The organism is Acetivibrio ethanolgignens, from assembly GCF_001461035.1.
In the GTDB taxonomy this organism is placed as follows: domain Bacteria; phylum Bacillota; class Clostridia; order Lachnospirales; family Lachnospiraceae; genus Velocimicrobium; species Velocimicrobium ethanolgignens.
Window position 1 is genome coordinate 22,209 of record NZ_LNAM01000148.1, and the last position, 24,388, is coordinate 46,596.

24 protein-coding genes are annotated in these 24,388 nt (G+C 41.5%); all 24 read right to left on the reverse strand.

The annotated features are described in order from the left end of the window. Positions 1-9: 9 nt before the first annotated feature. Positions 10-810 carry a sporulation transcription factor Spo0A gene (spo0A, locus tag ASU35_RS07755; protein WP_058352458.1) on the reverse strand — a complete coding sequence of 267 codons (801 nt, stop codon included), beginning with the start codon at positions 808-810 and terminating at the stop codon, positions 10-12. Between the two features lie 267 nt (positions 811-1,077). Beyond that, on the reverse strand, positions 1,078-2,334 hold the full coding sequence (spoIVB, locus tag ASU35_RS07760; RefSeq protein WP_058352459.1) for a SpoIVB peptidase: 1,257 nt from the start codon (positions 2,332-2,334) through the stop codon (positions 1,078-1,080). A 233-nt stretch (positions 2,335-2,567) separates the two neighbouring features. Beyond that, positions 2,568-4,250, reverse strand: coding sequence for a DNA repair protein RecN (recN, locus tag ASU35_RS07765; RefSeq protein ID WP_341416526.1), 1,683 nt, complete (start codon positions 4,248-4,250; stop codon positions 2,568-2,570). A gap of 172 nt (positions 4,251-4,422) precedes the next feature. Next, complete coding sequence (locus ASU35_RS07770) at positions 4,423-8,196, reverse strand: Ig-like domain-containing protein (protein ID WP_058352461.1); 3,774 nt, start codon at positions 8,194-8,196, stop codon at positions 4,423-4,425. Positions 8,197-8,410: 214 nt separating this feature from the next. Next, entirely contained in the window at positions 8,411-9,682 is a 1,272-nt protein-coding gene (locus ASU35_RS07775; protein WP_058352462.1) for an InlB B-repeat-containing protein, read from the reverse strand. An 18-nt stretch (positions 9,683-9,700) separates the two neighbouring features. Further along, positions 9,701-10,453 carry a CFI-box-CTERM domain-containing protein gene (locus ASU35_RS07780; RefSeq protein WP_058352463.1) on the reverse strand — a complete coding sequence of 251 codons (753 nt, stop codon included), beginning with the start codon at positions 10,451-10,453 and terminating at the stop codon, positions 9,701-9,703. Positions 10,454-10,550: 97 nt separating this feature from the next. Then, positions 10,551-11,459: an Rpn family recombination-promoting nuclease/putative transposase gene (locus tag ASU35_RS07785; protein ID WP_242861229.1), complete on the reverse strand. Its 909-nt coding sequence runs from the start codon at positions 11,457-11,459 to the stop codon at positions 10,551-10,553. Between the two features lie 303 nt (positions 11,460-11,762). Continuing rightward, positions 11,763-12,491: a YebC/PmpR family DNA-binding transcriptional regulator gene (locus ASU35_RS07790; RefSeq protein ID WP_058352464.1), complete on the reverse strand. Its 729-nt coding sequence runs from the start codon at positions 12,489-12,491 to the stop codon at positions 11,763-11,765. 87 nt (positions 12,492-12,578) lie between these two features. Continuing rightward, positions 12,579-13,442, reverse strand: coding sequence for an NAD(+)/NADH kinase (locus ASU35_RS07795; RefSeq protein ID WP_172794617.1), 864 nt, complete (start codon positions 13,440-13,442; stop codon positions 12,579-12,581). Position 13,443: 1 nt separating this feature from the next. Beyond that, a complete protein-coding gene (locus ASU35_RS07800) occupies positions 13,444-14,253 on the reverse strand; it encodes a TlyA family RNA methyltransferase (protein ID WP_058352466.1) in 810 nt (269 codons plus the stop codon). Continuing rightward, positions 14,250-16,112: a 1-deoxy-D-xylulose-5-phosphate synthase gene (gene dxs / locus ASU35_RS07805; RefSeq protein WP_058352467.1), complete on the reverse strand. Its 1,863-nt coding sequence runs from the start codon at positions 16,110-16,112 to the stop codon at positions 14,250-14,252. Before dxs ends, ASU35_RS07800 begins: the two co-directional genes overlap by 4 nt. Positions 16,113-16,125: 13 nt before the next feature. Then, positions 16,126-17,016, reverse strand: a complete 891-nt coding sequence (locus tag ASU35_RS07810; RefSeq protein ID WP_058352468.1) for a polyprenyl synthetase family protein — start codon at positions 17,014-17,016, stop codon at positions 16,126-16,128. A 12-nt stretch (positions 17,017-17,028) separates the two neighbouring features. After that, positions 17,029-17,217: an exodeoxyribonuclease VII small subunit gene (gene xseB, locus ASU35_RS07815; RefSeq protein ID WP_058352469.1), complete on the reverse strand. Its 189-nt coding sequence runs from the start codon at positions 17,215-17,217 to the stop codon at positions 17,029-17,031. Next, entirely contained in the window at positions 17,217-18,431 is a 1,215-nt protein-coding gene (gene xseA, locus ASU35_RS07820; protein WP_058352470.1) for an exodeoxyribonuclease VII large subunit, read from the reverse strand. Before xseA ends, xseB begins: the two co-directional genes overlap by 1 nt. Then, positions 18,424-18,828: a transcription antitermination factor NusB gene (gene nusB / locus ASU35_RS07825; RefSeq protein WP_058352471.1), complete on the reverse strand. Its 405-nt coding sequence runs from the start codon at positions 18,826-18,828 to the stop codon at positions 18,424-18,426. The genes xseA and nusB overlap by 8 nt, the downstream gene beginning before the upstream one ends. A gap of 87 nt (positions 18,829-18,915) precedes the next feature. Then, positions 18,916-19,305, reverse strand: a complete 390-nt coding sequence (locus tag ASU35_RS07830) for an Asp23/Gls24 family envelope stress response protein (protein ID WP_242861230.1) — start codon at positions 19,303-19,305, stop codon at positions 18,916-18,918. A 94-nt stretch (positions 19,306-19,399) separates the two neighbouring features. Beyond that, positions 19,400-20,026 carry a SpoIIIAH-like family protein gene (locus ASU35_RS07835; protein WP_058352473.1) on the reverse strand — a complete coding sequence of 209 codons (627 nt, stop codon included), beginning with the start codon at positions 20,024-20,026 and terminating at the stop codon, positions 19,400-19,402. Positions 20,027-20,038: 12 nt separating this feature from the next. Next, positions 20,039-20,584, reverse strand: coding sequence for a hypothetical protein (locus ASU35_RS07840; RefSeq protein WP_058352474.1), 546 nt, complete (start codon positions 20,582-20,584; stop codon positions 20,039-20,041). Between the two features lie 12 nt (positions 20,585-20,596). Continuing rightward, positions 20,597-21,094, reverse strand: coding sequence for a stage III sporulation protein AF (locus tag ASU35_RS07845; protein ID WP_058352475.1), 498 nt, complete (start codon positions 21,092-21,094; stop codon positions 20,597-20,599). Between the two features lie 15 nt (positions 21,095-21,109). Further along, positions 21,110-22,261, reverse strand: coding sequence for a stage III sporulation protein AE (locus ASU35_RS07850; protein ID WP_058352476.1), 1,152 nt, complete (start codon positions 22,259-22,261; stop codon positions 21,110-21,112). Between the two features lie 13 nt (positions 22,262-22,274). Next, on the reverse strand, positions 22,275-22,655 hold the full coding sequence (locus ASU35_RS07855; RefSeq protein WP_058352477.1) for a stage III sporulation AC/AD family protein: 381 nt from the start codon (positions 22,653-22,655) through the stop codon (positions 22,275-22,277). Then, on the reverse strand, positions 22,652-22,846 hold the full coding sequence (spoIIIAC, locus tag ASU35_RS07860; protein ID WP_058352478.1) for a stage III sporulation protein AC: 195 nt from the start codon (positions 22,844-22,846) through the stop codon (positions 22,652-22,654). The genes ASU35_RS07855 and spoIIIAC overlap by 4 nt, the downstream gene beginning before the upstream one ends. A gap of 33 nt (positions 22,847-22,879) precedes the next feature. Continuing rightward, on the reverse strand, positions 22,880-23,407 hold the full coding sequence (locus ASU35_RS07865) for a stage III sporulation protein AB (protein WP_058352479.1): 528 nt from the start codon (positions 23,405-23,407) through the stop codon (positions 22,880-22,882). Then, positions 23,401-24,324, reverse strand: coding sequence for a stage III sporulation protein AA (gene spoIIIAA / locus ASU35_RS07870; protein ID WP_058352480.1), 924 nt, complete (start codon positions 24,322-24,324; stop codon positions 23,401-23,403). The genes ASU35_RS07865 and spoIIIAA overlap by 7 nt, the downstream gene beginning before the upstream one ends. Positions 24,325-24,388: the final 64 nt, after the last annotated feature.

Consider the following 24,388-nt stretch of genomic DNA (forward strand, 5'->3'; position numbering starts at 1 on the left):
TATTTTTATTTAATAGTTCAGCTTATATTCTAAACGAATCTTGTCAGCAATTAAAGCAACAAATTCCGAATTTGTCGGTTTTCCTTTTCCATTGCTGACCGTATAGCCAAACAATTCATCTATTGTATCCATTTTCCCACGACTCCAGGCTACCTCAATCGCATGCCGTATAGCCCTTTCCACCCGACTCGGTGTAGTTTTATGTCTTTTAGCAATCGTTGGGTATAAAAGCTTGGTAATTGAATTTAACATTTCTCCGTCATCCACAGACATCATAATAGCATCTCGAAGATACTGATATCCCTTAATGTGTGCCGGAACCCCAATTTCATGAATAATATTTGTCACATCTGCTTCCAGATTCCTTTCTTTATAGGCTTCCTTATCCATCCTTTTTGTAACCTTTGCTGTCTCCTCTTCTTTCAAGGGACTTTCTCTCTGAATGGTTTTAATTCTGGAAAGCAGCACACCTGCATCAAATGGTTTCATTAAGTAATAATCAGCCCCTGCTGCAAATGCACTTTCTGTTACCGCATCCTGTCCAATAGCCGTTAAAATAATAAAAGAAGGAACCTTACTTATATTCCCACTATGCTTAACCTGTTCCATTACACCCAATCCATCCAGTTTTGGCATAATCAAGTCTAACAGTACCACATCAGGTCTTTTCTCCTGAATCATATTTACGGCTTTTACTCCATCTGACACTGCCCCAACAACCTCAATATTCTTATCCTCCGATAGAATTTCTTTTAGCAGATTCGCCATTTTTTCATTGTCCTCTGCTATGGCAACATTAATTTTTGACATAACTTTGTCCTCCCATTTTCCTTTTATATAGTTCTGAATGTGCATTTCCCCTGTTTTCCCTATAGCATAGCAATATTTTACAAATTCGATAATTTTTCCCTCTTTTCTATTTTTCCTGGTTTGTAAAATATTACCATAATGCGATTATATATCTCTTTTCTTTTAATTTCAAGTCCTTATTTTTAGTTTTGATGTCGCGAAATCGACAAGAAGAAAGAGAATTCCACAGAAAAAGCCTTTTCCTGTTAATAATCTGTTCTAAAATCCTTAATTTTCCTCCAGCATATTCTCTATAAAAATCCCGTACCCCTTAGTCGGATCATTTACCAATACGTGTGTTACTGCACCTACAATTCGCCCATTTTGAAGGATAGGAGAACCGCTCATCCCCTGAACAATGCCATTTGTCTTTTCTAAAAGAGTCTGGTCAGTAACCTCAATTACCATGCCTTTATTAGCATTTTCCAGATTATAACGAAGCTTCTTAATTTCAATTTCATATTCTTCAAGTTCGCCGTCCATCTGGCACAAAATGCTAGCCTTTCCAGGCTTTACTTCCTGCTTCAGAGCAATCTCCATTGGTTCATTATATTCCACCCTATCCTCCATCTCCAGCTGTGTTCCAAAGATTCCACAGGCTGTATTTTTCTTTAATTCTCCCAGTATAGCCGATGTACTTCGATTAATATATCCCACCAATTCTCCCGGCTGCCCCTGTTTTCCTTTCACAATATTTACAATACTAGCTTGATATATTCCTCCCTCTTCAATTTCAACCAGCTCTCCGGTATCTGAATCTGTTATCCCATGTCCCAAAGCTCCAAACTTCCCTTCCTTTGTATAATAAGTCAGAGTCCCTATTCCCTGAGTATCCTGACGTACCCAGATTCCAAGCTTATATTCTCCTGTATTTCCTTTTACCGGTGCAAGCTTGACCTCTGTTTTTTCTCCATTTCTGCGGATTCCTAAAAGAACTTCTTTTCCTTCCGAATTCTCAATTAATTCCTGAAAATCTCTGGTGTTCTCTACTGGCATATTATTTATTGTTTCAATATAATCTCCTGTTTTTACAATATTTAAAGCTGGTTCATAGTTAAGCCCATCTGTTCCTGTTATTCTTCCTGTTCCTAAAACCAAAAGACCATCTGTTTTTACATAAATTCCTACCGGTATACCTCCCGGAATTACCTGTTCCTTTCCAATTACTCTGATTTCCATGTTTTTCCAGTGGATGAGTCCGAATAGCTTTAAATTAATTTTATAGCTTCCCTGGTTTTTAAGCTGCATATAAACAGGTTCACGAAAATTGAAGCTTTTTTGGTTATTAAAAACCTTTACATCTTCTTCCTCCCACTCTCCAGATACTGGTAGGTTATAATTTAGCTCTATCTCACCATTTTCAAAAACTAACAGTTGATTGGGAATCTGATTATCAATCTGTTTAAAATATAAAAATGCGATTGCAGCTAAATTAAGTATTAAAGCTGCAATCAAGGCTCTACGATACCGGGTAATACATTTCATTGCCAAACCTCCTGCGATTATTTCCTATTGAATAAAAAAGAGTTTGCTTTGCAAACTTCTCCGCCTACAGCGGGTCGCGAAAGCGACATCTGCCACGCCGCCGCAGTGCGATCCTTAGCGGAGCTTTTTTTATTCGATAGGACGCACTTTCCTATCGAATAAAAAAGACAGCGGTAATTGCTGTCAATTATCACTGTCTTAGTATGTCTTATTTTCTTAAAAATAATCGTTACTCATTTTAACCCGGAGGCCAGTTCCTTCATCTCTTTCGCACTATGAATTACTGCATCAGTAATCCTTGCACCTCCCAACATACGAGCCAGCTCCATCACAGACTCTTCCTCAGTAAGGCAATGAATCCGGGTCTGTGTCACTTCAGACTCACTATACTTTTCTATCAGATAATGGTCATCTGCCATAGATGCAATCTGCGGAAGATGGGTAATTGAAATGACCTGATGACTTTTGGAAATCGCGGACAGCTTTTCCGATACTTTCTGAGCAGTACGGCCGCTGATACCAGTATCTATCTCATCAAATATCAGCGTATCCACCGAATCCTTATCTGCCAGAACCGACTTAATCGCCAACATAATACGGGATAATTCACCACCAGAGGCTACCCTTGCCAAGGACTTCAAATCCTCTCCCGGATTCGTCGATATCATAAATTCTACTTCATCAAAACCGTTCGCCCCAGGCTGTCCCAACCGACGAAATTCTATATCAAACTCCACCTGCAAAAAGTTAAGCTCCTCTAAAGCTTTCCTTATCGCCTCTTTTAATATGGCGGCATTTTCCTTTCGTAATTCAGAAAGCTGTCCGCATAGTTTTAATAGCTGCCCTTCCGTCTCTGCCTTCCTTTTCTCCAGCTCTACTTTATACTTTTCGTAATCCGCATACCTTTCCAGCTTATGTAAAAGCTTTTTATAATAATCCTGCACCTGCTCATAGGAACCACCATACTTCGCCATCAGCCCATGGACCAGATTCAGACGTTCTTCTGTCGTGTGAAGCAATTCCTCGTCAAAAGTAAAGTCCTCCATATAAGCAGCTATATCGCGATTAAAATCATTTAAAAGCTCCTCAAGCTCTGTAAGCCGGGATGCAAAATCACCAATGCCGTCCTCCAGCTCAGTAAGCCTATTAATCTGTCGAACAGCCCGTCCAAGACTATCTGCTGCAGATTCAGTTCCTTCACCGGTCAGCCGGTAAACAGCTGCCATCCCCTCCATAATCGCCTCACCATTAGACAATCTGCGGAACTCCTGCTCTAACTCCTCCTCTTCTCCTTCACGAAGCTGTGCTTCCTCCAGCTCCTTCTTCTCGTATTCCATAAAAGAAAGTTCTCTAAGACGCTCCTCCTCCGGTATTAGATTCTGATTAAGCTCGCCTAAGAGCCTTACATACTCCTCATAAAGCACCTTAATCTGCTGCTTTAATGCTGCCGTCCGCTCCTTTCCATAACGATCCAAAATATCCAGGTGCTTGGACTTATACAAAAGCGACTGATGCTCATGCTGTCCGTGAATATCAATCAGAACCCCCGCTAGCTCCTTTAAAAAACTGCTGGTCACCGTCTCTCCATTTACCTTACTTACGGCACGATTTCCCTTTAAGCGGCGGGAAATAATCACCAGCCCATCCTCCTCCAGCGGAATATCCATCGCTTTAAGCCGCTCCAGTGTACTCTTCTCCTCAATGTGAAAGGTCAGCTCCACTAAAGCATACTCTGCTCCCTTCCGAATACTGTCCTGCGAAAATTTACCTCCAAGTGCAATATTAATTGATCCAATTAAAATCGACTTACCTGCTCCTGTTTCTCCAGTCAGAATATTTAGTTTCTCCGAAAAATCAACATCTGCCTCATCAATCAAAGCAAGGTTCTTAACATGCAGATTTGCTAACAAGGCCACCCCTCCCAGTACATATGTTCTTTTTCTCATTTTATCATATTTTTCAAAAAAAGCAAGTCCTAATTCTTTATTTTCCCAATAGACTTAATCATATACTTCTCTTTTAATCTCTATACCAAAGACAGGAACCAGAACAGAGCATCTCTCGTATTCTGATTCCTGTCTTTCAGCCTTATGAAATATTTTTTACTGTAACCTTACATCCAAGGGTAATACCGCTTACCTTTGCGTAAATAGTAGTCGTCCCCTTTTTACGCCCTACTACTTTACCGTTAACAACCGTTGCAATGCTCGGATTTGCTGAATACCAGCTAACTCCAGTAGTTGCTCCATCCACATAAAGAGTTTCTGTATCATACTGCTCCAACGTAAGCGATGTCTTATTCAATCCAATGACCTGCAGCTGTATTACTGTCTGTTTTCCACTGCTGGTGGTTATCGTAATACTGGTAGCTCCGGCCCTTCTTGCATAGACCTTACCACTACTGGATACGGTTGCAATATTTTTATTTCCACTAGCAAATTTAACACTGTCAGTAGAATTGGATGGCACAATGCTGTAGCTTAGCATCTGGGATTCTCCACGAATCATAACCATATTTTTATCTGCAACAATAACACTGGTTGATGGAATCGGTTCTATAACCTCTACATAGCAAAAATCTGATTTCTTACTATTATCTTTTGCAGCTGCTTCGACATTGCAGCTTCCTACCGAAAGCCCTCTTACCAGACCACTGTCATCAACGCGGGCAATTGCTGTATCAGAAGAGCTCCATTTTACTGTTTTGTAGGTCGCATTTGTTGGCTTAATGGTAGCCTTCAGTCTGTAGTTCTTGCCTGTCACCAAAGTTAAATAAGAGCGATTCAGCTTAATGCTGGTTGCCTCGCGTACAACCGTAATCTTACAGGTTGCTTTCTTACCTGTTCCATCCGTTACCTTGGCTGTAATTGTACAGCTTCCCAGCTTTTTAGCCGTTACCTTACCAGTAGAAGAAACGGTTGCAACCTTCGTATTGGAAGAGGTCCATTTTACCTTCGGATTAGATGAAGTATTACTGGTTACGGTAGCCTTTAAGGTAACACTCTTGCCAAGTCCAAGCTTATAGCTGGTATGATTTAATTTTACGGAAGATACCGGCTGCACTACAGTTACCAGGCAGGTAGCCACATAACCACCATCTTCAGAAACAGCTGTAATAATGGCAGAACCACCCTTAACACCAGTTACCTTTCCTTTTTCACTCACCGTAGCAACTCCTGTATTCGAAGAGGTCCAGGTAACATTTTTATTACTTGTATTTGTTGGTGTAAATATTGGCTTCAGTGTAAAAGACGAACCCTTTGCTACTGATTTGGTGGAGTAATTTAACTCCATGCCTTTTGCTTTATCTTTAACGGTCACATACAGGTAGGCTACATCACCAGATTTTGTCTTTACCAAAATAATCGTAGAACCAGCTGAGACACCTGTTACAGTACCATCCTTTACCGTGGCGATACTTGGATCCTTAGAAGTCCAGGTAAACTTGGTTTCCGTACTGGTCGTCGGATTTGGTGTAGCTGTTACCGTATAGCTTTCACCCACATTTATAGTGACGTTATAATCACTCAGCTTCACACCACTGGCTTTTTGAGTAACCGTTACAAGACAGTTATCTACAAAACCATTTTCCGTATTAGCTACAACATAAGCCTGTCCGGCAGCTACTGCAGTAACAACTCCATCACTACCTACCGTTGCCACCTTACTGTTTAAGGATTTCCAGGTAATAGTTGTCGTTGCCTTATCCGGAGTTACAGCAGGAGTTAATGTTTCCTTCGCTCCCACCTCCAGAGTAATTGCCGTTTTATTCAAAGCAAATGCAGTTGCAGACTGTACTACAGTCACACGACATTGTGCCATGACATTATTAGGATTCCATTCCGGCATTACTGTAATTACTGTTGTTCCGGCACTTAGCAGCTCGGTAAAACCTGTTTCATCGACTTTAGCTACTGCTGTATTGCTACTGCTCCATTTCAGTCCAATATCAGTCGCATCACTGTCATATTTTGCATGGAACTTAATCGCCTCCTGACTTAGCTTCATTGTCAGACTTTCTCCTTCCTTGAGGCTAAGACTGGAAATCGGAGATAACACGGTAATTGTACAGTAGGCAGAAATAAAATTATCCTCATTTACAGCGGTCAAAATTGTAGTTCCGGCTTTCTTTGCCGTTACTACCACGCTCTTATTGGAATTCACATCCAAATCTACAATGTCCTCATCCGTAAGAATCCACTTTAATCCCGGAATAGATGTAATACTGTCCGGCACAAAGGCCGCAGTAATGGTACTGCTCTGTCCATTTTGTAACCGTAAATCTGTTTCACTCAGCTTAATTTTTTCTGCTGTTTTGTGAACCGTTACAGAACAGCTTGCCTTTAACGTACGTCCATCTGAAAGCTGCATCGCAGCAGTTACCTTAATGTTTCCTTGGGTTTCCTTGATACCCTTAACAATGCCATTCTGATCTATCTTTACATAGCTTTCATTTTCAGAGCTCCAGGTTATCTTTCCAATAATACCATAAACCGGCTTTAGCTGTACGCTTCCACCTACTGCTAAAGCTACTGCACTACGATCCAGCTGGAAGCTTTCATAAATATTAACCTCCAGCTTATAGACCGTTCCTGCTCCTATATTGGAATCATTCATTAACTGCTGTAACTTAGGAGCTTTCCCATCCTTAAGCTTAATCTCAATATTTTGCTTTCCTTCTTTCTCTGCCGTAATAACGCCTTTGCCATTATAAGTATAACGTGCCGGATTATCGACTGTTGTTACTTCGAAACATTCCGCAAAATCCTCTGGAGTCATGTTAAATACTTGTGCAATATCATAATTATCTCCTACCTGTAAATAAATACTATTTGTATTAACATAATCCCTGCAGGCTGCCTTTACTCTAAGTGTAAAGGTCTTACGAAGCTTATCAATATCGGCCCCTTTACTATAAGTGCCAACAGTATGTACATCAATATGATACTCTCCAGCCCTGGCATTGACCGTCAGATAAGAATCATAAGGAGACGCAGAAACTAAATTTACCGGAGTTGTCAGAGAATCCCCAAGAAGCAAGTCCCCAGAGTCTTTAATAACCCATTCAATTCTATCCTTAATAACCTTGTTGGTATCACTAAGAATAGCCCCTGTATGAATAATATCTCCATTTTCTACAATAATATTGTTTTTAATCTCTTCATTATTGTAGCTCAGCTTTGGTCCCACATATACGTCTACAGAAACACTTGCCAGCTTTCCTTCTGCATTTTTATAAAAGGCAGTAATCGTAGTCTTACCTGTACCAATAGCCTTAAAATAACCATTGTCATTTTCCTCTGAAAAGCCATCAGCTTTCATACTTACAACTCTGGAATCTGCACTACTCCAAGTTATGCCCGCAGTTGCAGGAAAAATAAAGTCTAATGTACCACTCTGGTCTACAGAAAGAGCCATAATTGATTCACTACTCATTTTTTTATTCAAAGTAAATCCATTTAATGGATTTTCATCTATCGCATAGCCTACGATAATCGTACGGGTTGTCGTAGAGATTGTACCATTTGCCTCAATCTCTGCAGTTAAATCTACAGTTCCTGCCCCCTGTGCAATTAACTTGACTGATGGCTGATCTGCCGCTCCATCAATTTTTAAAACCTTATCATCATTAATTGACCATCTAATCTTTGCCACTGAAGGCGTATTGTTATCGCTGTCTGTATAAGTCGCCGATATCTGTTTCCTCTTCAGCACATATTCTCCACTTCCTGCTGTTGCCTCCGAACCAATCCGAATCATATAAGTAGCTGCCGCCTGCATCGTGCCTCCCTGTTCCACCAAAAACCAGGCTATCGCCACAAGCACGAAAAGCCCTGCTAGCAGATAATGTTTCTTCTTCATGTCAATTCCTCCCTGTAGGTATGCCAAAGGCATAAATATCTCTATCTGTATATATCGGACAAAAACTATAAAATTATAAGCTTTTTTTCATAATATTCCAATAATTTGGCAACTTTATGGCAAAATTTTGGAGATAGTTTCATTTCTATCAGGAATAAAAAGCTTGCAATGGGTTGCAAAAACGGCACCTTTCGGTGCCGCCTTATTCTTCTTATTAATACACAATAATTTTAAGATTTTTCGTCAGCCCGCTTCCATCTGTTGTCTGTACTTTAATGGTGCAGGTTCCCTTTTTCAAAGCAGTAACCTTACCTGTAGAACTGACTTTAGCAATTTTTTTATTGGTGGAAGTATACTTTAATTTCTTAGAGGTAACATTCGATGGCGAAAAAGTCGTTTTGATCTGAAAGGTTTTTCCTTTTTTCAGCCTTTTCGAAGTAGCATTCAGTTTAATTGACTTTGCCATCGTGCCCTCGACTGCTACCGTACACTCCAGCATCTTTCCCTCTGGTGTAATAACATAAATGGTGGCGATTCCCGGAGCTTTCCCTTCTACAATACCTTCCGAAGAGACTGTCGCAATATCATCATTCTCACTAAAGTACTCAACCTCCAGAAATTCATCATAGCTTTCAATAAAAAGGCTCTTCTCTTCATTTACTTTAAGCTCTAAGTTGGTAGCATTTAGTTCGTATTCCGTTTTCTCGACAATAACCTCCAGCTTCTCCCATTTTGCAAATACAATGATGCTCTTTGTAATCTTGTACTCAGAGGTAAACTGGTTTGAAAAAATATTGTTATCCAGATACCAGCCCTTAAACTCATATCCTTCTCTCGCCGGCTCAGCAGGCATGGATATGGTCTGGTCTGTCCTAATACCGTTAATAGGTGCTACATAGCTTCCTCCATTGCTGTAAAAGGATACAGAGTAAAGTGGTTCCTGAATCCCTTGTACAGAAAAATATGCCATAGCACTTCCTGCACGCACAGTAAAAAGATTATATCCATAATTTCCTACCTTTAAATCAACCACTTCAAAATCCTTACTTTCCAGTATTTTGGTAGTCCCGTCAGAGTAGACCGCCTTTACTGTAATCTTGTTCTTATCCAGCAGGCTGTCCTTTATCGCAGTTGTCTCCTTATAGGTCGCAGAAATAGATATAATTGTTTTTTCCTTCCATTTTGCAAACAGTACCTTATTCTCATCAATACGGGTATAGCTATAAAACTGTGTTGTATAGTTAAGGTCTGTATACCAGCCTTCAAAAATATACCCCTCTCTGGTTGGTACAGGCAGAGTTGACAGATAGCTTCCGTAAGTCAGACCGGTAATCGGATTCACCTGGCTGCCCCCCTGACTGTCAAAGTAAATCATATATGTCTCAGCTGCTTCAACAGATGCTGGTTCCTTTGCAAACTGCGGCCAGCTGATACCCGTCAAAAAAAGTACAGCTACCAAAAATAACACTTTCAGCCTCTTCCACATAACAATCCCTTCCTTTTCCTACTGAAACTGTTTTTCCAAAGTACGGACCATCTGGACATATTGCTCCTTACAGGCATCATCCTCTCCATGCTCAATCAGAGAAAGGCATGGCTTTAAATGCTCCTCCCAGATACCCTGGTAGGTTGCTCTGCTATCCTCTAGCTTATCAATCCTCTGGATAATCTGGGGAGCTCCTTTATAATACTCCTGAATCAATGTTTCACCATCCGGCTGCTTTCTAAGATAACCATCCCTGAACTGCCGGAACATCGTAAGCTCATAACAGTTATCCGGTTTTCCTAGGGTCTCACAAACTGCTGTCGTAATGTAGCAAAACTGCTTTTTTTCAAAGCCACTCTTCAGAGTTTCATAATCTCCCAAATTATAGGCATACTTTGGATACACCTTTTTCCATTTTTCTACAAGCATTTCTGCCAAACTCTCTGCTGCAGGAAGCTTTGTTTCACGAATCATTGGAATCGTATAAAGAGCCTGTACCATTCGGTAACCGTCTATCTTATTGTTACGAAGCATCTTATTCTTTCCCACGATTTCGAGAGCAACCGCTATCTCATTCAGATACTCATCCACTACTGTCTCCAGATAAAACGCTCTTTCTTTTTCTTCCTTTTCCTCCCATGAAAGAGAAATCTCCTCAATCACCGGATAATACCTATCCTTATATTCTAAAAAAGATTTTTTATAGGTTTCTTGTGTAAAGCTTTTCATAATGTCTGCATGCTGCAGAACTGCATCAGATAATCGTTCCATTATTTCTCCATTTCATAACGTTCTTTTCTATATTATTTCTTTATATACATTTACAAATTTCATCAAGCAGGATTTCTTTTGTGATTTATCCCTCTATTTATTTCAATGTCCTTACTTCCTCTTCTGTCAGTCCACAGCATTCTGCAATTTCTTCTATCGTAAGTTTTTCTTTTTTCAACAATTTTCTTGCTGTTTCCCGGCTGCTTTCCTCACGTCCTTCTTTTCGACCTTCTTTTCGTCCTTCTTTTCGTCCTTCTTTTCGTCCTTCTTTTCGTCCTATCCTATGACCTACTTTCTCCCCTTTCACACGTCCCTCTTCAAAGCCTTCCTTTAAAGCCTGCTCCCACATATCCTCCATAGCTTTACACATAACCGCAACACCCTCCTTACTTTCTTTAAAATACTTTGTTCTCTCTGCTAATATATTATAATACATTTTCGATGGTTTTGTACAGAAGAAATCTTCCATTAAATGCCCTAAGGGTGTATCCCCCCTATAAGCACCATTAACATATACTATATGAGTTCCATCTCTAAAGACTTCTTTTGTCTCCTTAATATACCGGTCTATATGATATACCGCTTCTCCTCTCCCTAGAACATCATTTTCCGTAATAAAAATAACATAAGTTTCCGGAAGCTCTTCAAAGCTTTCTCCTGGCATTAGAATATTGGCATCTATCATACTACTATTGTATCTTGCACGTTTAGCTCCTGCTCCTTTGTCCTCCCTTTGAATTTCAATATTATATCTTTTCCCATTACTATCCGTGGCAAATATGTCCAGCTTCACGGAACGTTTCATAAGATTTTTCACAAAATACTGTATTTTTACACTTTCTACCTTTAAATCAGGCTTATTTAAAACAATACGAAGTACCAGTTCGGTACATTCCGTATTTCCCTCAAAGCATTTCGTCATAAAATCATCATCCATTAGACGAAATGCCTTCAGTCTTTTTAAATTCTCATCCTGCTGCAATTTTTTCTTTTCTGCTTTCGTCAACGTATAACCTCCTCTGCTTTTCTTTTTACTATATCCTCTGGATAAAATAACGAAATGTTCCCACACTAAGATATGCTCCCAGAATTCTATTTGATTAAACAGATAATGCATACTGACCTAGTTATATCACAGGTTTTAAAAAATTGCTATAGTGCATATTTTACATAATTTTTAACGTTTTTTCGTATAATATTTTGAAAAATATTTTGTCACATACATACAAAGCAGAACTTTCCTATCGAATGAAAAGGGGCTGCCACCTGGCAAATAATCCATCTGCCCTGGCAACAGCCTGTCATACTTTTATTCATCCCAGTTATGGTAAACTTCCTGCACATCATCATCAGCATCCAGTAAATCAAGGATACGGTTAATATTCTTTAAATCCTGCTCGCTGGAAAGCTCTACATAGGTCTGAGGAATCATAGTAATCTCTGCCTGAGCCATAGGAATCTTCTCAGCCTCCAAAGCCTCTCTGACACCACTGAAGGCCTCTGGAGTCGTTAAAATCTCAAAGCTGTCCTCTTCCTCAGAAAAATCATCGGCACCAGCATCCAGTGCCATCATCATAAGGTCATCTGCGTCCATATCACACTCTTCCTTATCAATGATAATCTGGCCCTTTTCGTCGAACATATAGGACACACAGCCCTGTGTTCCGATACTTCCGTTTCCCTTAGTAAAAGCATTTCGTACATTGGATGCTGTACGGTTCTTGTTATCTGTAAGAGCTACTACGATAATCGCTGTACCGCTTGGGCCATAGCCTTCGTATGTAACCTTCTCGTAATTTACAGAATTGGCATCTCCAGCAGCCTTTTTGATACCTCTTTCAATGGTATCATTTGGCATATTGTTTGCCTTTGCCTTGGCAATAACATCACGCAGACGACTGTTATTAGCCGGGTCAGCACCGCCTTCTTTTACTGCTACTGCAATTTCTCGTCCAATAATTGTAAAAATTTTACCCTTAGCTGCGTCATTTTTTTCTTTCTTATGCTTAATGTTCGCAAACTTAGAATGTCCTGACATAATCATTCTCCTTTTCAAATCTCAATCTTTTACATAATACCACTATTTTCGCTGCTTGTAAAGACTTTCTGTTTCTCCAGCTTTCCGTTACTCCAGCTCTCTTCCAAGCTTCTGCCTTAACCGTCCTAAAAGACTCATCTCCTTCAATCGAACCAGCTGAACCTTGTCCTTTGCCGGGCAGATTTCCATCCAGTCCCCTGTTACAAGTCGGCCGGTACAGCTTCCATCCGGAATTACAACCGCCTCATCCTCTGCAGCGGTCTTACTCTGGCCTACCACTACCTTAATTTTATCTTGGGATGACACCACCAGGCTTCTTTTATTTAAAGAATGTGGGCAGATAGGTGTAATAATCATTGCCGGTACCTCCGGTACCAAAACAGGACCTCCTGCCGACAGATTGTAGCCAGTAGAGCCCGTCGGTGAGGATATAATCAGGCCATCTGCCACATAGGTATCAATCCACTCATCGTTTACATAGACATCCAACGTAATCAGACGGCACAGCCCGGCCTTACTGATAACAAAATCGTTGAGTGCCAGCTCTTCCTCCAAAGCTCCCTGAATAGAAATCTTCCCCTTTAAAAGCATTCTTTTTTCTATTCTTCCTTCTGTTTCCAGAAGCTTTTTTAAATCTCTTTCCAGATTTTCTACTTCAATTTCTGTCAGAAATCCGAGAGTTCCCAGATTCACTCCTAAAAACGGAATTTTAAACTGATGCATATCAATCGCCGCCTGTATCAGCGTTCCATCACCGCCCAGAATAATAATACAGTCCGTATCCTTTGGAATATCTCGGTAATCAATAAATTCATCCTCGCAGGTCTCTACAAACCTGTCCTGCACCAGTATGCATTCTCCACCCAAGTTCTCCAGCAGTTCTTTTAGCTGCCGTGCTGTTTTATATCCCTTATCTTTTTCTACATTCGTTACAACACAAAATTTTTTCATCCTAATCCAGGCTGCCATGTGCCTTTTTTACAGTTTCTGCAATCAGCTGGGAAGCTTCCAAAGGAAACTCCGTAGCAGCCGCCCCTTTCTTAATTTCCATCAAATATTCTATATTTCCCTCCGGTCCCTTAATTGGAGAATAATCCAGCCACAATACTGTGAATCCGATAGAACGTGCATAGGAAATCACCATATCAATGACCTCTCTGTGTACCGCTTCGTCACGGACTACTCCCTTCTTGCCAACCTTTTCCCGGCCTGCCTCAAACTGTGGCTTAATAAGGCAGATAATCTCGCCCTCCGGTGCCAGAAGCTCTCTTACCGGTTCCAAAACCTTAGTCAGAGAAATAAAGGCTACATCAATTGAAGCGAAGGCAATATCATCCTCAATCTGCTCTCTGGTAAGATAACGGATATTCGTCTTTTCCATGGACACGACTCTCTCATCCTGACGGAGCTTCCAGGCCAACTGATTGGTACCTACATCCACCGCATAGACAAGAGTCGCACCATTTTGCAACATACAGTCAGTAAAACCACCGGTAGAAGAACCTACATCCATACATATCTTTCCTCTAATATCAACCCCGTGCTGCTCAATCCCCTTTTCTAGCTTATAGCCGCCACGGCTGACATATTTAAGAGCATTTCCCTTAACCGTAATCTCTGCCTTATCATCAAACATACTTCCTGCCTTATCTTCTCTTTGCCCGGCTACAAAAACATCACCAGCCATGATGACAGCCTTTGCCTTTTCCCTTGACTCAGCCAGGCCTCTTTTTACCAAAAGTACGTCTAATCGCTCCTTCATCTTCTGCTCATAATCCTTTCTACAATACTGTCAGCATCCAATCCAAATTTCTTTTTTAACGTCTCAACGCTTCCATGCTCTATAAAGGCATCCGGCAGTGACACATTAATAAATTCATTTTCTGTCCTCTTCTGCTCCAGAAGAAAATCGGCTACATGCTCACCAAAACCGCCATTCTTAACATTTTCCTCCATCGTTACTAAAATCCGGTGACGGTCTGCTAAAGAAAGTAAAAGCTCCTCATCCATCGGCTTTACAAATCGTACATTAATAAGGGTTGGATTAACGCCAACCAGACGCAGCTTATCACTGACCTTTTCCGCTGTTTCTACCATAGAACCAACAGCCAGAAGAGCTATCTCCTGTCCTTCATAAATGACCTCACTTTTCCCCAGAGCAATCCGCTGGTTAAACTCCTTAAGTCCTTCGTAAGCTTCCCCCCGCGGATACCGTACTGCTGTCGGTCCGTCATAGGCTACAGAAAAGTACATCATATCTACCAGCTCGTCTTTATTTTTTGGTGCCATAACCACCAGGTTTGGGATATTTGATAAATAGGACAAATCAAAAACTCCCTGATGTGTCTCTCCGTCACTTCCGACCAGACCACCTCTATCCAAAGCAAAAGTCACTGGAAGCTTGTCGATACAGACATCGTGCAAAATCTGGTCATAGGCTCTTTGTAAAAAGGTAGAATAAATTGCTACGACCGGACGCATACCGGAAGCCGCCAGACCTGCTGCAAAGGTAACTGCATGTTCTTCAGCAATTCCTACATCAAAATACCGATGTGGAAATTCTCTTCGATACTCCATAAGGCCGGTACCGGAAGGCATCGCTGCACAAACTACTGCTATCTTAGGATTATCCTTTGCCATTCGGACACAGATATCTCCAAAAATCTTAGTATAGGTCTCCTTCTTTCCCTGCTTTGCAACACCATTTTTCACCTCAAAGGGATCCACGCCATGATAAAGAGAGGGATTCTTTTCTGCATGAGCATAGCCCTTCCCCTTTTTTGTAATAACGTGTACAACCACGGCTTCATTCATCCGCTTTGCATTATGAAAGGTCCTTACCATCTGCTCTATATTATGACCATCAATCGGCCCCAGGTAGGTAAGTCCCATATCCTCAAAAAGCATCCCCGGAACTACCAGACGTTTTAAGGAATCTTTAGAACGCTTAATCCGGTCTGCCAGACGGTCACCAATCTTTGGCACACTTCTTAAGGCAGACTCTACGCCATCCTTCAGATGCTGGTATCCCTCATCAGTACGAATATTTGACAAATAGTTTGCCATACCGCCGACATTTTCTGTAATAGACATATTGTTGTCATTGATTACAATTACCAGATTGGACTTTAGCCTGGCGGCATTATTCAGGGCCTCAAAGGCCATACCGCCGGACATGGCACCATCCCCAATCACTGCAAATACCTTGTTTTTCTCACCCTTCATATCCCGGGCAGCTGCCATACCGAGAGCCGCAGAAATTGAAGTAGAACTGTGCCCCACTACAAAGGCATCACAGTCACTTTCCTTTGTCTTTGGGAATCCACTCATCCCTTCAAACTGCCGCAGGGTATCAAAGCCGTCCTTTCTACCAGTCAGTATCTTATGAGTATAAGCCTGATGGCCTACATCCCATACCAGCTTGTCCTCTGGAAAGGTAAGACATCGGTGAAGTGCTATCGTAAGCTCTACACAACCTAAGTTCGATGCCAGATGTCCACCGGTCTTACTGACATGCTCCAGAAGGAACCGACGTATTTCCCAGGCCAGCTGCTCTAATTCCTCCGGCGGAATATTCTTTATATCATTCGCCTTTTCTATTTTATCCAGTATATTTGGCAAGTTTACACCTTCCTTATTTTTCTCGTCGAATCAGCCATAAAAATAACTGTTCTAAAAATTCAGTATCGCCAGCAATACTCTGTAGCAAACCTACTGCCTCCTCAGAATACGCTGCCACCTCCTGGCGGGCTTTTTCAAGTCCCTTTAACGTAACATAAGTAGTCTTATGATTTTTCTCATCACTATTGACAGGCTTTCCCAATATCTCTGTCGTACTGGTAACATCTAATATATCATCCTGAATCTGAAAAGCAAGGCCAACTGACCTTCCAATCCGCTCCATTTTTTCCAAAGTTAATTCATCAGCACCAGCTAAGGCTGCTCCTATCATTAAAGAGCCTTCAATCAAGGCGCCTGTTTTCAATGTATGAATATAGGAAAGAAGCTCCTCTGTAACCGGCTTATCACAGGATTCTACATCTACTACCTGTCCCCCCAGCATTCCATGAATCCCCGGTTTCTGAGCTAAAAGCTTTAATGCCCTCGCAATTTTTTGCGGCTCTTCTTCGCTTTCAAAAGCCTTTACTGCTGTCTCAAAGGCATAATTTAAAAGGCCATCACCGGCCAGAATACCAATAGCCTCTCCATATTGGGCGTGGGTCGTCTTTTTTCCTCTGCGGTATTCGTCATTATCCATCGCCGGGAGATCATCATGCACCAGAGAGTATGTGTGTATCATTTCCATAGCTGCCATAAAAGGTTCTGCTACGTCTTTATTGCAGCCACCCAGGGCACGATAGGCCTCACTGATGAGAAGAGGCCGAAGCCTTTTCCCTCCTGCCAGAACACTGTAGTTCATCGCTTCAATTACAATTTTCTGCTTTCCCTCTTCTTCGGGAAGATAACGGCAGATTGCTTTTTCTGTCTCTGCAATTTTCTGCTTCAATTCCTTTTGAAAATCCATAGCTTACTCCATCTATTCTTCTTCTAAGACAACCAGTTTCTTTTCTACCTTATCAATCATATCATTACAGCTTTTTAAAAGCTTCATACCCTCATTGTACAGCCGGAAGGAATCTTCCAGACTTATCTCTTCTCTTTCCAGCTCCTTTAAAACACCTTCCAGCTCCTCCATTGAAGCCTCCAGACTCTTTGTTTTTGCCATTATATAGGTCTTCCTTTCTCTATCTTTTCTGCTACCGCAGTAATCTTTCCATCCTTCATTGTAATCAGCAGTCTGTCTCCTTTTTTTACAGCTTCTGCCGAAGAAAGACTTTCTCCTGTTTCCTTTTCCAGATAGCCATAACCCATTTTCAGCCGTTCCAGAGGAGATAGTGCTCGAAGTCGTTCAATGTAAAGCTCCAGCCGATGTCTCTCTTTTATAACCCTCTGCTTCATGAATGCCTTCAGTCGTTCCTCCATATCCGTCAGATACTGTCTTTCCTGCCGCACCTTATATACCGGATCCGCATATTTAAGTTTTAGCTCGTACTGTGACAGCTTTGACCTCTCCTGGTTAATTTTCTGTCTCATCCTGAAATTAAGGCTTCGGTTATATTCTCTTAAATTTTCCAAAAGTGATGCAATATCACATACAGCCAGCTCTGCTGCTGCCGAAGGTGTCGGTGCCCGTAAATCAGCAACATAATCGGCTATTGTTGTATCTGTTTCATGTCCGACAGCAGAAATCACCGGTGTATTGCAGCGGTAAATTGTCTCTGCTACAATTTTTTCATTAAAGGCCCATAAATCCTCTATTGATCCACCGCCACGTCCGGCAATAATAACATCCACTCCCAGCTTATCCAAAGCTGCAATTCCACGGGAAATGCTAAGTGCAGCCCCCTCTCCCTGCACCTTTGCCGGGTATAGAATCAGCTGAATATATGGGTTCCGCCGGGTACTGATATTAATAATATCCTGCACAGCTGCCCCAGTAGACGCTGTTACAATTCCAACCCTTTTCACATACCAGGGAATCGGCTTTTTTCTGTCTGAATCAAAATACCCCTTCTGCTCCAGTTCCTTTTTTAACTGTTCATATTTTTCATACAGTGCCCCAGTTCCATCCAGGTGGATTTCTCTGGCATACATTTGATATTTTCCATCTCTTTCATAGACACTGATACTTCCCAAAACAACTACACTCTGACCTTCACACATGCGAAAAGAGAGGCCGCTTCTCTGCCCTGCAAACATAACGCAGGCGAGCTGCCCCTTAGAATCCTTCAATGTAAAATAAATATGACCAGAGGTATGATATTTGCAATTTGAAACCTCACCCTTGATATAAATCTGGTTCAATACGCTTTCTCTTGCAAACATGTTCTTAATATACAGATTAATCTGCGATACGGAATATACCTGCTCGCTATTCATCTTTTGCAACCTTGGCAAGTACACCATTGACAAAGCCGGCCGAGTTATCCTCGCCATACTTCTTTGCCAGCTCTACTGCCTCATTAATAGCAACCTTTACCGGCACATCCTCATCATATTCCATCTCATATACGGCAAGACGCAAAATCGTCAATTCCACCTTACCCATACGGTTAAGCTTCCAGCCCGTAGCAACGAAGGAAAGCTTCTCATCCAATTCTTGCATATACTCAAGCACAGTCTGGAACTTTTTCTCCAGATAAACTAAATCCTTTTCCGAAGGCTTCTCAAGCTGCTCTAGATAAAGCTCCATTTGTTCTTTCAGTTCTTCCGTTTCATAGAAATCCCTGCGAAACAGCATTAAAAACAAATGCTCTCTCAGTTCTCTTCTGCTCATAAAAAATTTTTCCTCCTACTTTTACAACAAAGAGTTTGTGACCGCAAAGTAGCCACAAACTCTGAAAAGAAAAGTCTTCTCTTCTCTCTATTTCTGTCTTTCCGGTCTTACACCAGCAATTCTTATATTGACCTCATCTACCGAAAGTCCGGTCATGTTCTCAATGGCCTGTTTTACTCTGTCCTGAACCTGCTCAGAGGTCTTAGGGATGCTGTAACCATATTCCATATTAAGTGCCAGGTCAACACTGACTGCCTCGCTTGTCACCTCAACCTTAACTCCCTTTGAGAGATTCTTCATACCAAGGCGGCTTACCAGCTCATTGGTGACATTACCCGCCATAGAAGCTACACCTTCTACCTCTGTCGCTGCCAGTCCTGCAATAATCGCTACAACCTCGTCGGCAATTCTTACCTCACCAATCTGTCCATTTTCTAACACTTTATAAGAACTCTTAAATTCAACTTCCTTACTCACAAGCATAACCTCCTATGTTCTCTGTCAAAATTCATCATACTTATAGTATATCACAAGTCTATAACCATTATATCAAAATTCAAGACTTTTGCAATTAATTTTTTACCCCAACGGGAGATATTACAATGTTTTCTGCACTAATTTCTGTTTTTCTCTTTACAATATCCTCAATCTGGGCAATCTGCTGCTCTGTCAGATCATTTGCATTTACGATAACATCCACGCTGTCATCTACAATGCTTACTACAACATCAGAAAAGCCTTTGGCCACCAGAAGATTTTCTGTTGCTGTTTCCTTTTCTGCAATATTCGTAAGCTTAACAACAGTATCCACTGCTTCCTGCTTCTGGGCCTCGGAAACATTTGCATTATTCACAATTTCCATCAGCATTTCCTTGTTCTTTGCCCTGGTTTGCTCCCGGTTCAGACGTGCAGAGGAAAAAAAGTCACTTCCAATAGTATTACCTACTAAAACAGCATCTCCAACCTCTGTTTCGTTCTCGGCCTCTGCCAGTGTTGCATCCGAAATCTCATAATCCGGATCACTTTCTGTCAAGCCCAGGTCTATCTGGCTGGTATCCTCCACATTTCCTAGTTCACCATATGTAGCCGTTTCCGTTGTAGCTCCCTTTTCCTCTGCAAAATTCAGGTAGCCTGCAACAGCAATCATAATCGCCAATGCGGTAATAATCACCTGATTTTTCCGAAATATATTTTTCACCTTGCTCCTCCTTTATTCTGCATCCATTTTCATTACTTTAATTTTATGCGGAGGCACTCCAAATAATGCCTCTACTGCTTCCGAAATTTCGCTTTTCAGCTCTGCCCGTTCCATTCCTTCCACTAATATGAGTACACCCTCTGCCTGTGGCTCCTTTTCTTTTATCACATAAGGCTCCGTCCCTTCTTCCGTTTCTACAAGTACTGTTGTCTCCTCTGTACTGAACCGGGTACTTTCTGTTGCCCGTCCATCCTCCTTCTGGGTATCGGTTTCCTGTGAATAAGGCGAATCCTTGAGTGTCACCTTTTCTCCCGAATTTTTCAGTGTAATCATGACCTTTACCCGCTTTACCCCCTCCAGCTTTGACAACATATTCTCCAGCTTTTTTTCTAGCTTTTGCACATATTCCTCCTGAGGCACTGTTTCCGCCACTTTTCTCTCCTCCGTTCCCGAATTGCTCTTTTCCCTTTTCGAAGAACCTGTGGGCCAGGAAAGCACCAGAAGAAATACACCGCATAAAAAAAGAATAATTAGCTTGTCTTTTCCTAATTTTTCCATTTCTATTCCTCCTCACTTTACCGACACAGCTGCTTCTTCAAGTTCAAAAACTCCCATTAAAAGCTGTTTTAATTTCTCCTGTCCCTTTTTTTCCTTAAGCCACACCTCTATCCTTTCTATGCTCCCAAAACCTTCCTCTTCTTCACTAAGCTCTATTTTGACACGTTCTATCTCCATCTCCTTTTCCTTTCCCAAAAGCTGAATCTGTTCTTTCATCTTCTCTGAATACAGCCGCAAAAGCTCCTTTTTCGTGTCTGCTTCTGCTTCATAAATAAACTCTGCCGAATCCCTGCTTTCAAAAAGAAACTGCTTTGTCTTCAAAGACTCCTCTAATACATTTTCTCCGGCAATCAGCCTTACTACAGGAGTAAATAAAATTAATATCAATATAAGACCCGTAAAAAGCTCGATATACTTTTTAAAACTGGAAGCTTTTACCAGATTTAAAATGATGGTAACTAAAAACATATAAATTACCAGATTCTGTACTGCCTCCTTTATGATTTTCATAGCTTCTCCCTTCTTTTAAAGCCTCAGATTTGTCGCCGACATAACAATCGCAATTGTAAGTAAAAATAAGGCTCCTCCCGTGCATACTGTAAGCAGCAGAAGCTTTGCCGCTACCGAAGCCCCTGACATACATTCCAGAATCCTTTTATCAGAAACTGGTTGCACTAAAGCAGCTCCCAGCCTATAAAAAAGCATATAACAGAAAAGCTTTCCCACAGGGCCCGACATCAAAAGAAGAAGTGCCATAATTCCACCAAGACCTACTGCATTTTTTACTAAAACCCCTGCTCCCAGTACCGTTTCCGCAACAGAGCCAATCGCATTTCCCACTCCGGGAATCGCTGTTGCCGCCCGCATTAGACCACTTCTTTTTAATTCATCTGCCGCTGGCAGCATAATTCCCTGAATAAAATTATATCCGGCCACCAGTCCCAGCATAGCCTTAAGGCTCCAGTTAACCCCCTCTTCAAGGATCTGTGTTGTCTTAGACAATACATCCTTTTCCATCAAATGATTTAAAAGATGAAGCACAAAATAAATATGAATCAGCGGCAATATCAGCTTTAAAAGTACCATTTCTACCAGCCAGATTACTACCAGAGCTATCTGATAGAACAGGAGGGAGGTACCTGCCCCGGAAGCCATCGTAACTGTGGTAAAAAAAGCTGGTGCTAAAGCCTTCATAAAATCAGCCAGACTCTCAAGAACCAAAGAGGCTGTTTTGGATATCTCAAAAAAGGAGGCTGCCAGCACAGAAAACATCAGAAGATATGCCACATAAAACCCGGTATCAGCTACCTGATTACTTTTAAATACGTTTGAAAAATTGGTAAACACTGCCGCTGCAACAGCAATTACCACAACTCGCAGAAGCTGATTTCTATCTTTCTCAAACTCTTTCACCAGCCCCTCCTTCAGATATCCCCAGATGCTATCCAGGGAAAAGCTCTCCTCCCCGGAAAAAATTTTCTGAATATAGCTCCCTAGATCAAAGCTATTAAGCTCAAGCTCTTCTTTCAGAACCCTTTCTGCCTCTCCATAATCTAAATCCCATGCTTCCAGACCTTCTATTCCTGCCGGATTTTCCTGGGCTGTTGCTTTTAGAGGATTTATAAGACCTCCCAGACATAAAAATCCCACAAGCCATAAAATTTTCCATTTTCCCATATCTAAACTCCACCTATGCCAGAAATTCATGAATCGTTTCTAAAAGTGTTAAAAGCACTGGCATGCTCATGGTGAGTATCGTAAGCTTTCCTGTCATCTCTACCTGATTTGCCACGGTTCCATATCCAGCATCCCTGCAAAGCTCGGAAGCCAGCTCTGCTACATAAGTAATTCCTACTATCTTTAAAAGCAGCTGTATATAGCTTTCGCTAAATGCAAGATAGCTCTGTATCTTTCCAATTCCCGCCACAATATTCTCCAGCTTATTTACCCCCAAAAGAAGTATCAGTACACAGGCAGCCAGACTAATACCTGTCCCAAATTCTGGTTTGCTACTCCGAAAAGGTAGTGCCAGAAATACCGCTGCAATTCCTAATAATGCCACCTTAATCATAATGCAAACAATCCTTTTATCGTATCAAACAGCTCTGCTATGTAAGGAATAATCCACAAAAGTACTAAAATCAGTCCGGCAAGACTGGTCAAAAAGGCCTGTTCCTCCCGCCCTGCATGCTTTAATACCTGTCCTAGTACTGAAACCAGAATTCCTACCGCCGCTATTTTAAAAATTAAACTTATATTCATGCCCTTCCTCATTTCTTAAGTCCGTTTTTTATCTTAAAGCAGTAAAATCCAGACAAAAGCACCTGCCAATGCCCCCAGCCAGCGATACAAACGAACCTTTTCTCCAATCCTTTTTTCCTCTGCTATAATTTCCCTTTCTATCTCCTCCAGATAGCAGTTAAGACTGTTAAGCTGTGTTTCCCTGTCCAGTCCTCCCAGGGTCTCTCCCATACGAAGCAATTGTTCTAAATTTCTTCCCGACAGCGATGCTTTCTTTGCTTTATCCAGGAGCTCTTCCTGCCATATTTCAAAAAAACTGCCAGCCGCTCTTCCCTCCATTTTAACTGCAATCTCAGCAAATGCCTCCTTAAGACTGTTTTTGTTCCTCTTTTGCTTTCCAGCAGCTGCTTTGATTGCTTCACTTAACGTGGTTCCTCCATACCGGATTTCACCGGATAAAAGCATAAAAAACTGCCGTATTTCCTTAAGGCTCTGAAGCTGTTGTTTTTTCTCCTCTGCCATACAGATTCCAGCCGCCCCACAGGATAAAAGCACTAAAATTCCACCCAAAAGCTTTAACATACCCTCTCCCCTTTTCGGTTATAAATTCCTTGTACTCTTCCCGGTTCTCCTGCCACTTCCAGGATAAGAATGCGTTCAAAAAAGCACTCCAGTCCCCTTCTTTTAATATCCTCCATGCAGGCTCCATGGGCAGTAGCAAAAATAGTACAGCCACAGTTTACCGCCTGCTCCAGTGCCTCTTTATCTCTCTGTCCACCAATTTCATCAACTGCCACTATCGTTGGCGACATCGAACGAATCAACATCATAATTCCCTCGGCCTTAGGACAGCAGTCCAGAATATCTGTCCTTCTTCCCAAATTATTCTGCGGTACTCCAAGATAGCAGGCTCCCAGCTCCGAACGTTCATCTACAACACCTACGTTGACTCCCGGGATATTCTGGCCACCAGCTTTAATTATATTTCCTTCGGAGGCTGCCCGTATCATATCTCGCAGCAATGTAGTTTTTCCACACCTGGGAGGCGAAACAACAAGAGTAGAATACCATCTTTTTTCCTCATTGCACCAAAGCTCCGGCATAACACCTCTCGCACAATCCCTAACTTCATGAGCCAATCGGATATTCAAACAGGAAATATATTTTATATTTTTAACCTTCTCCTTTTCTACAATGACCTTGCCACCTACCCCCACCCGATGTCCGCCCTGAATCGTTAAAAATCCTTGTTTCAGTTCCTCTTCAAAGGCATACATCGAATAGTTGCAAATATATTCCATAGTTTCCCGCAATTCATTTTTTGTTACAAAGCCGCCTTCCTGTCCAAGACTCTGCTCCCGGTTGTTATAAATTAACATCACAGGCCAGCCAATTCTAAGCCGTATCTCCTGCAGTTTCTCATAGTCTATTTTTGTCTCTCCTAAAAGCCGCCTGAGCCGCAGAGACAGCAGCCGATTAATCTCCTCCTTTTTATCCATCTTTTTTCTCCTCGTATAATAAGTTTGTAAGCAAGGATAATTAGCTTACAGACTTATTCTTTTT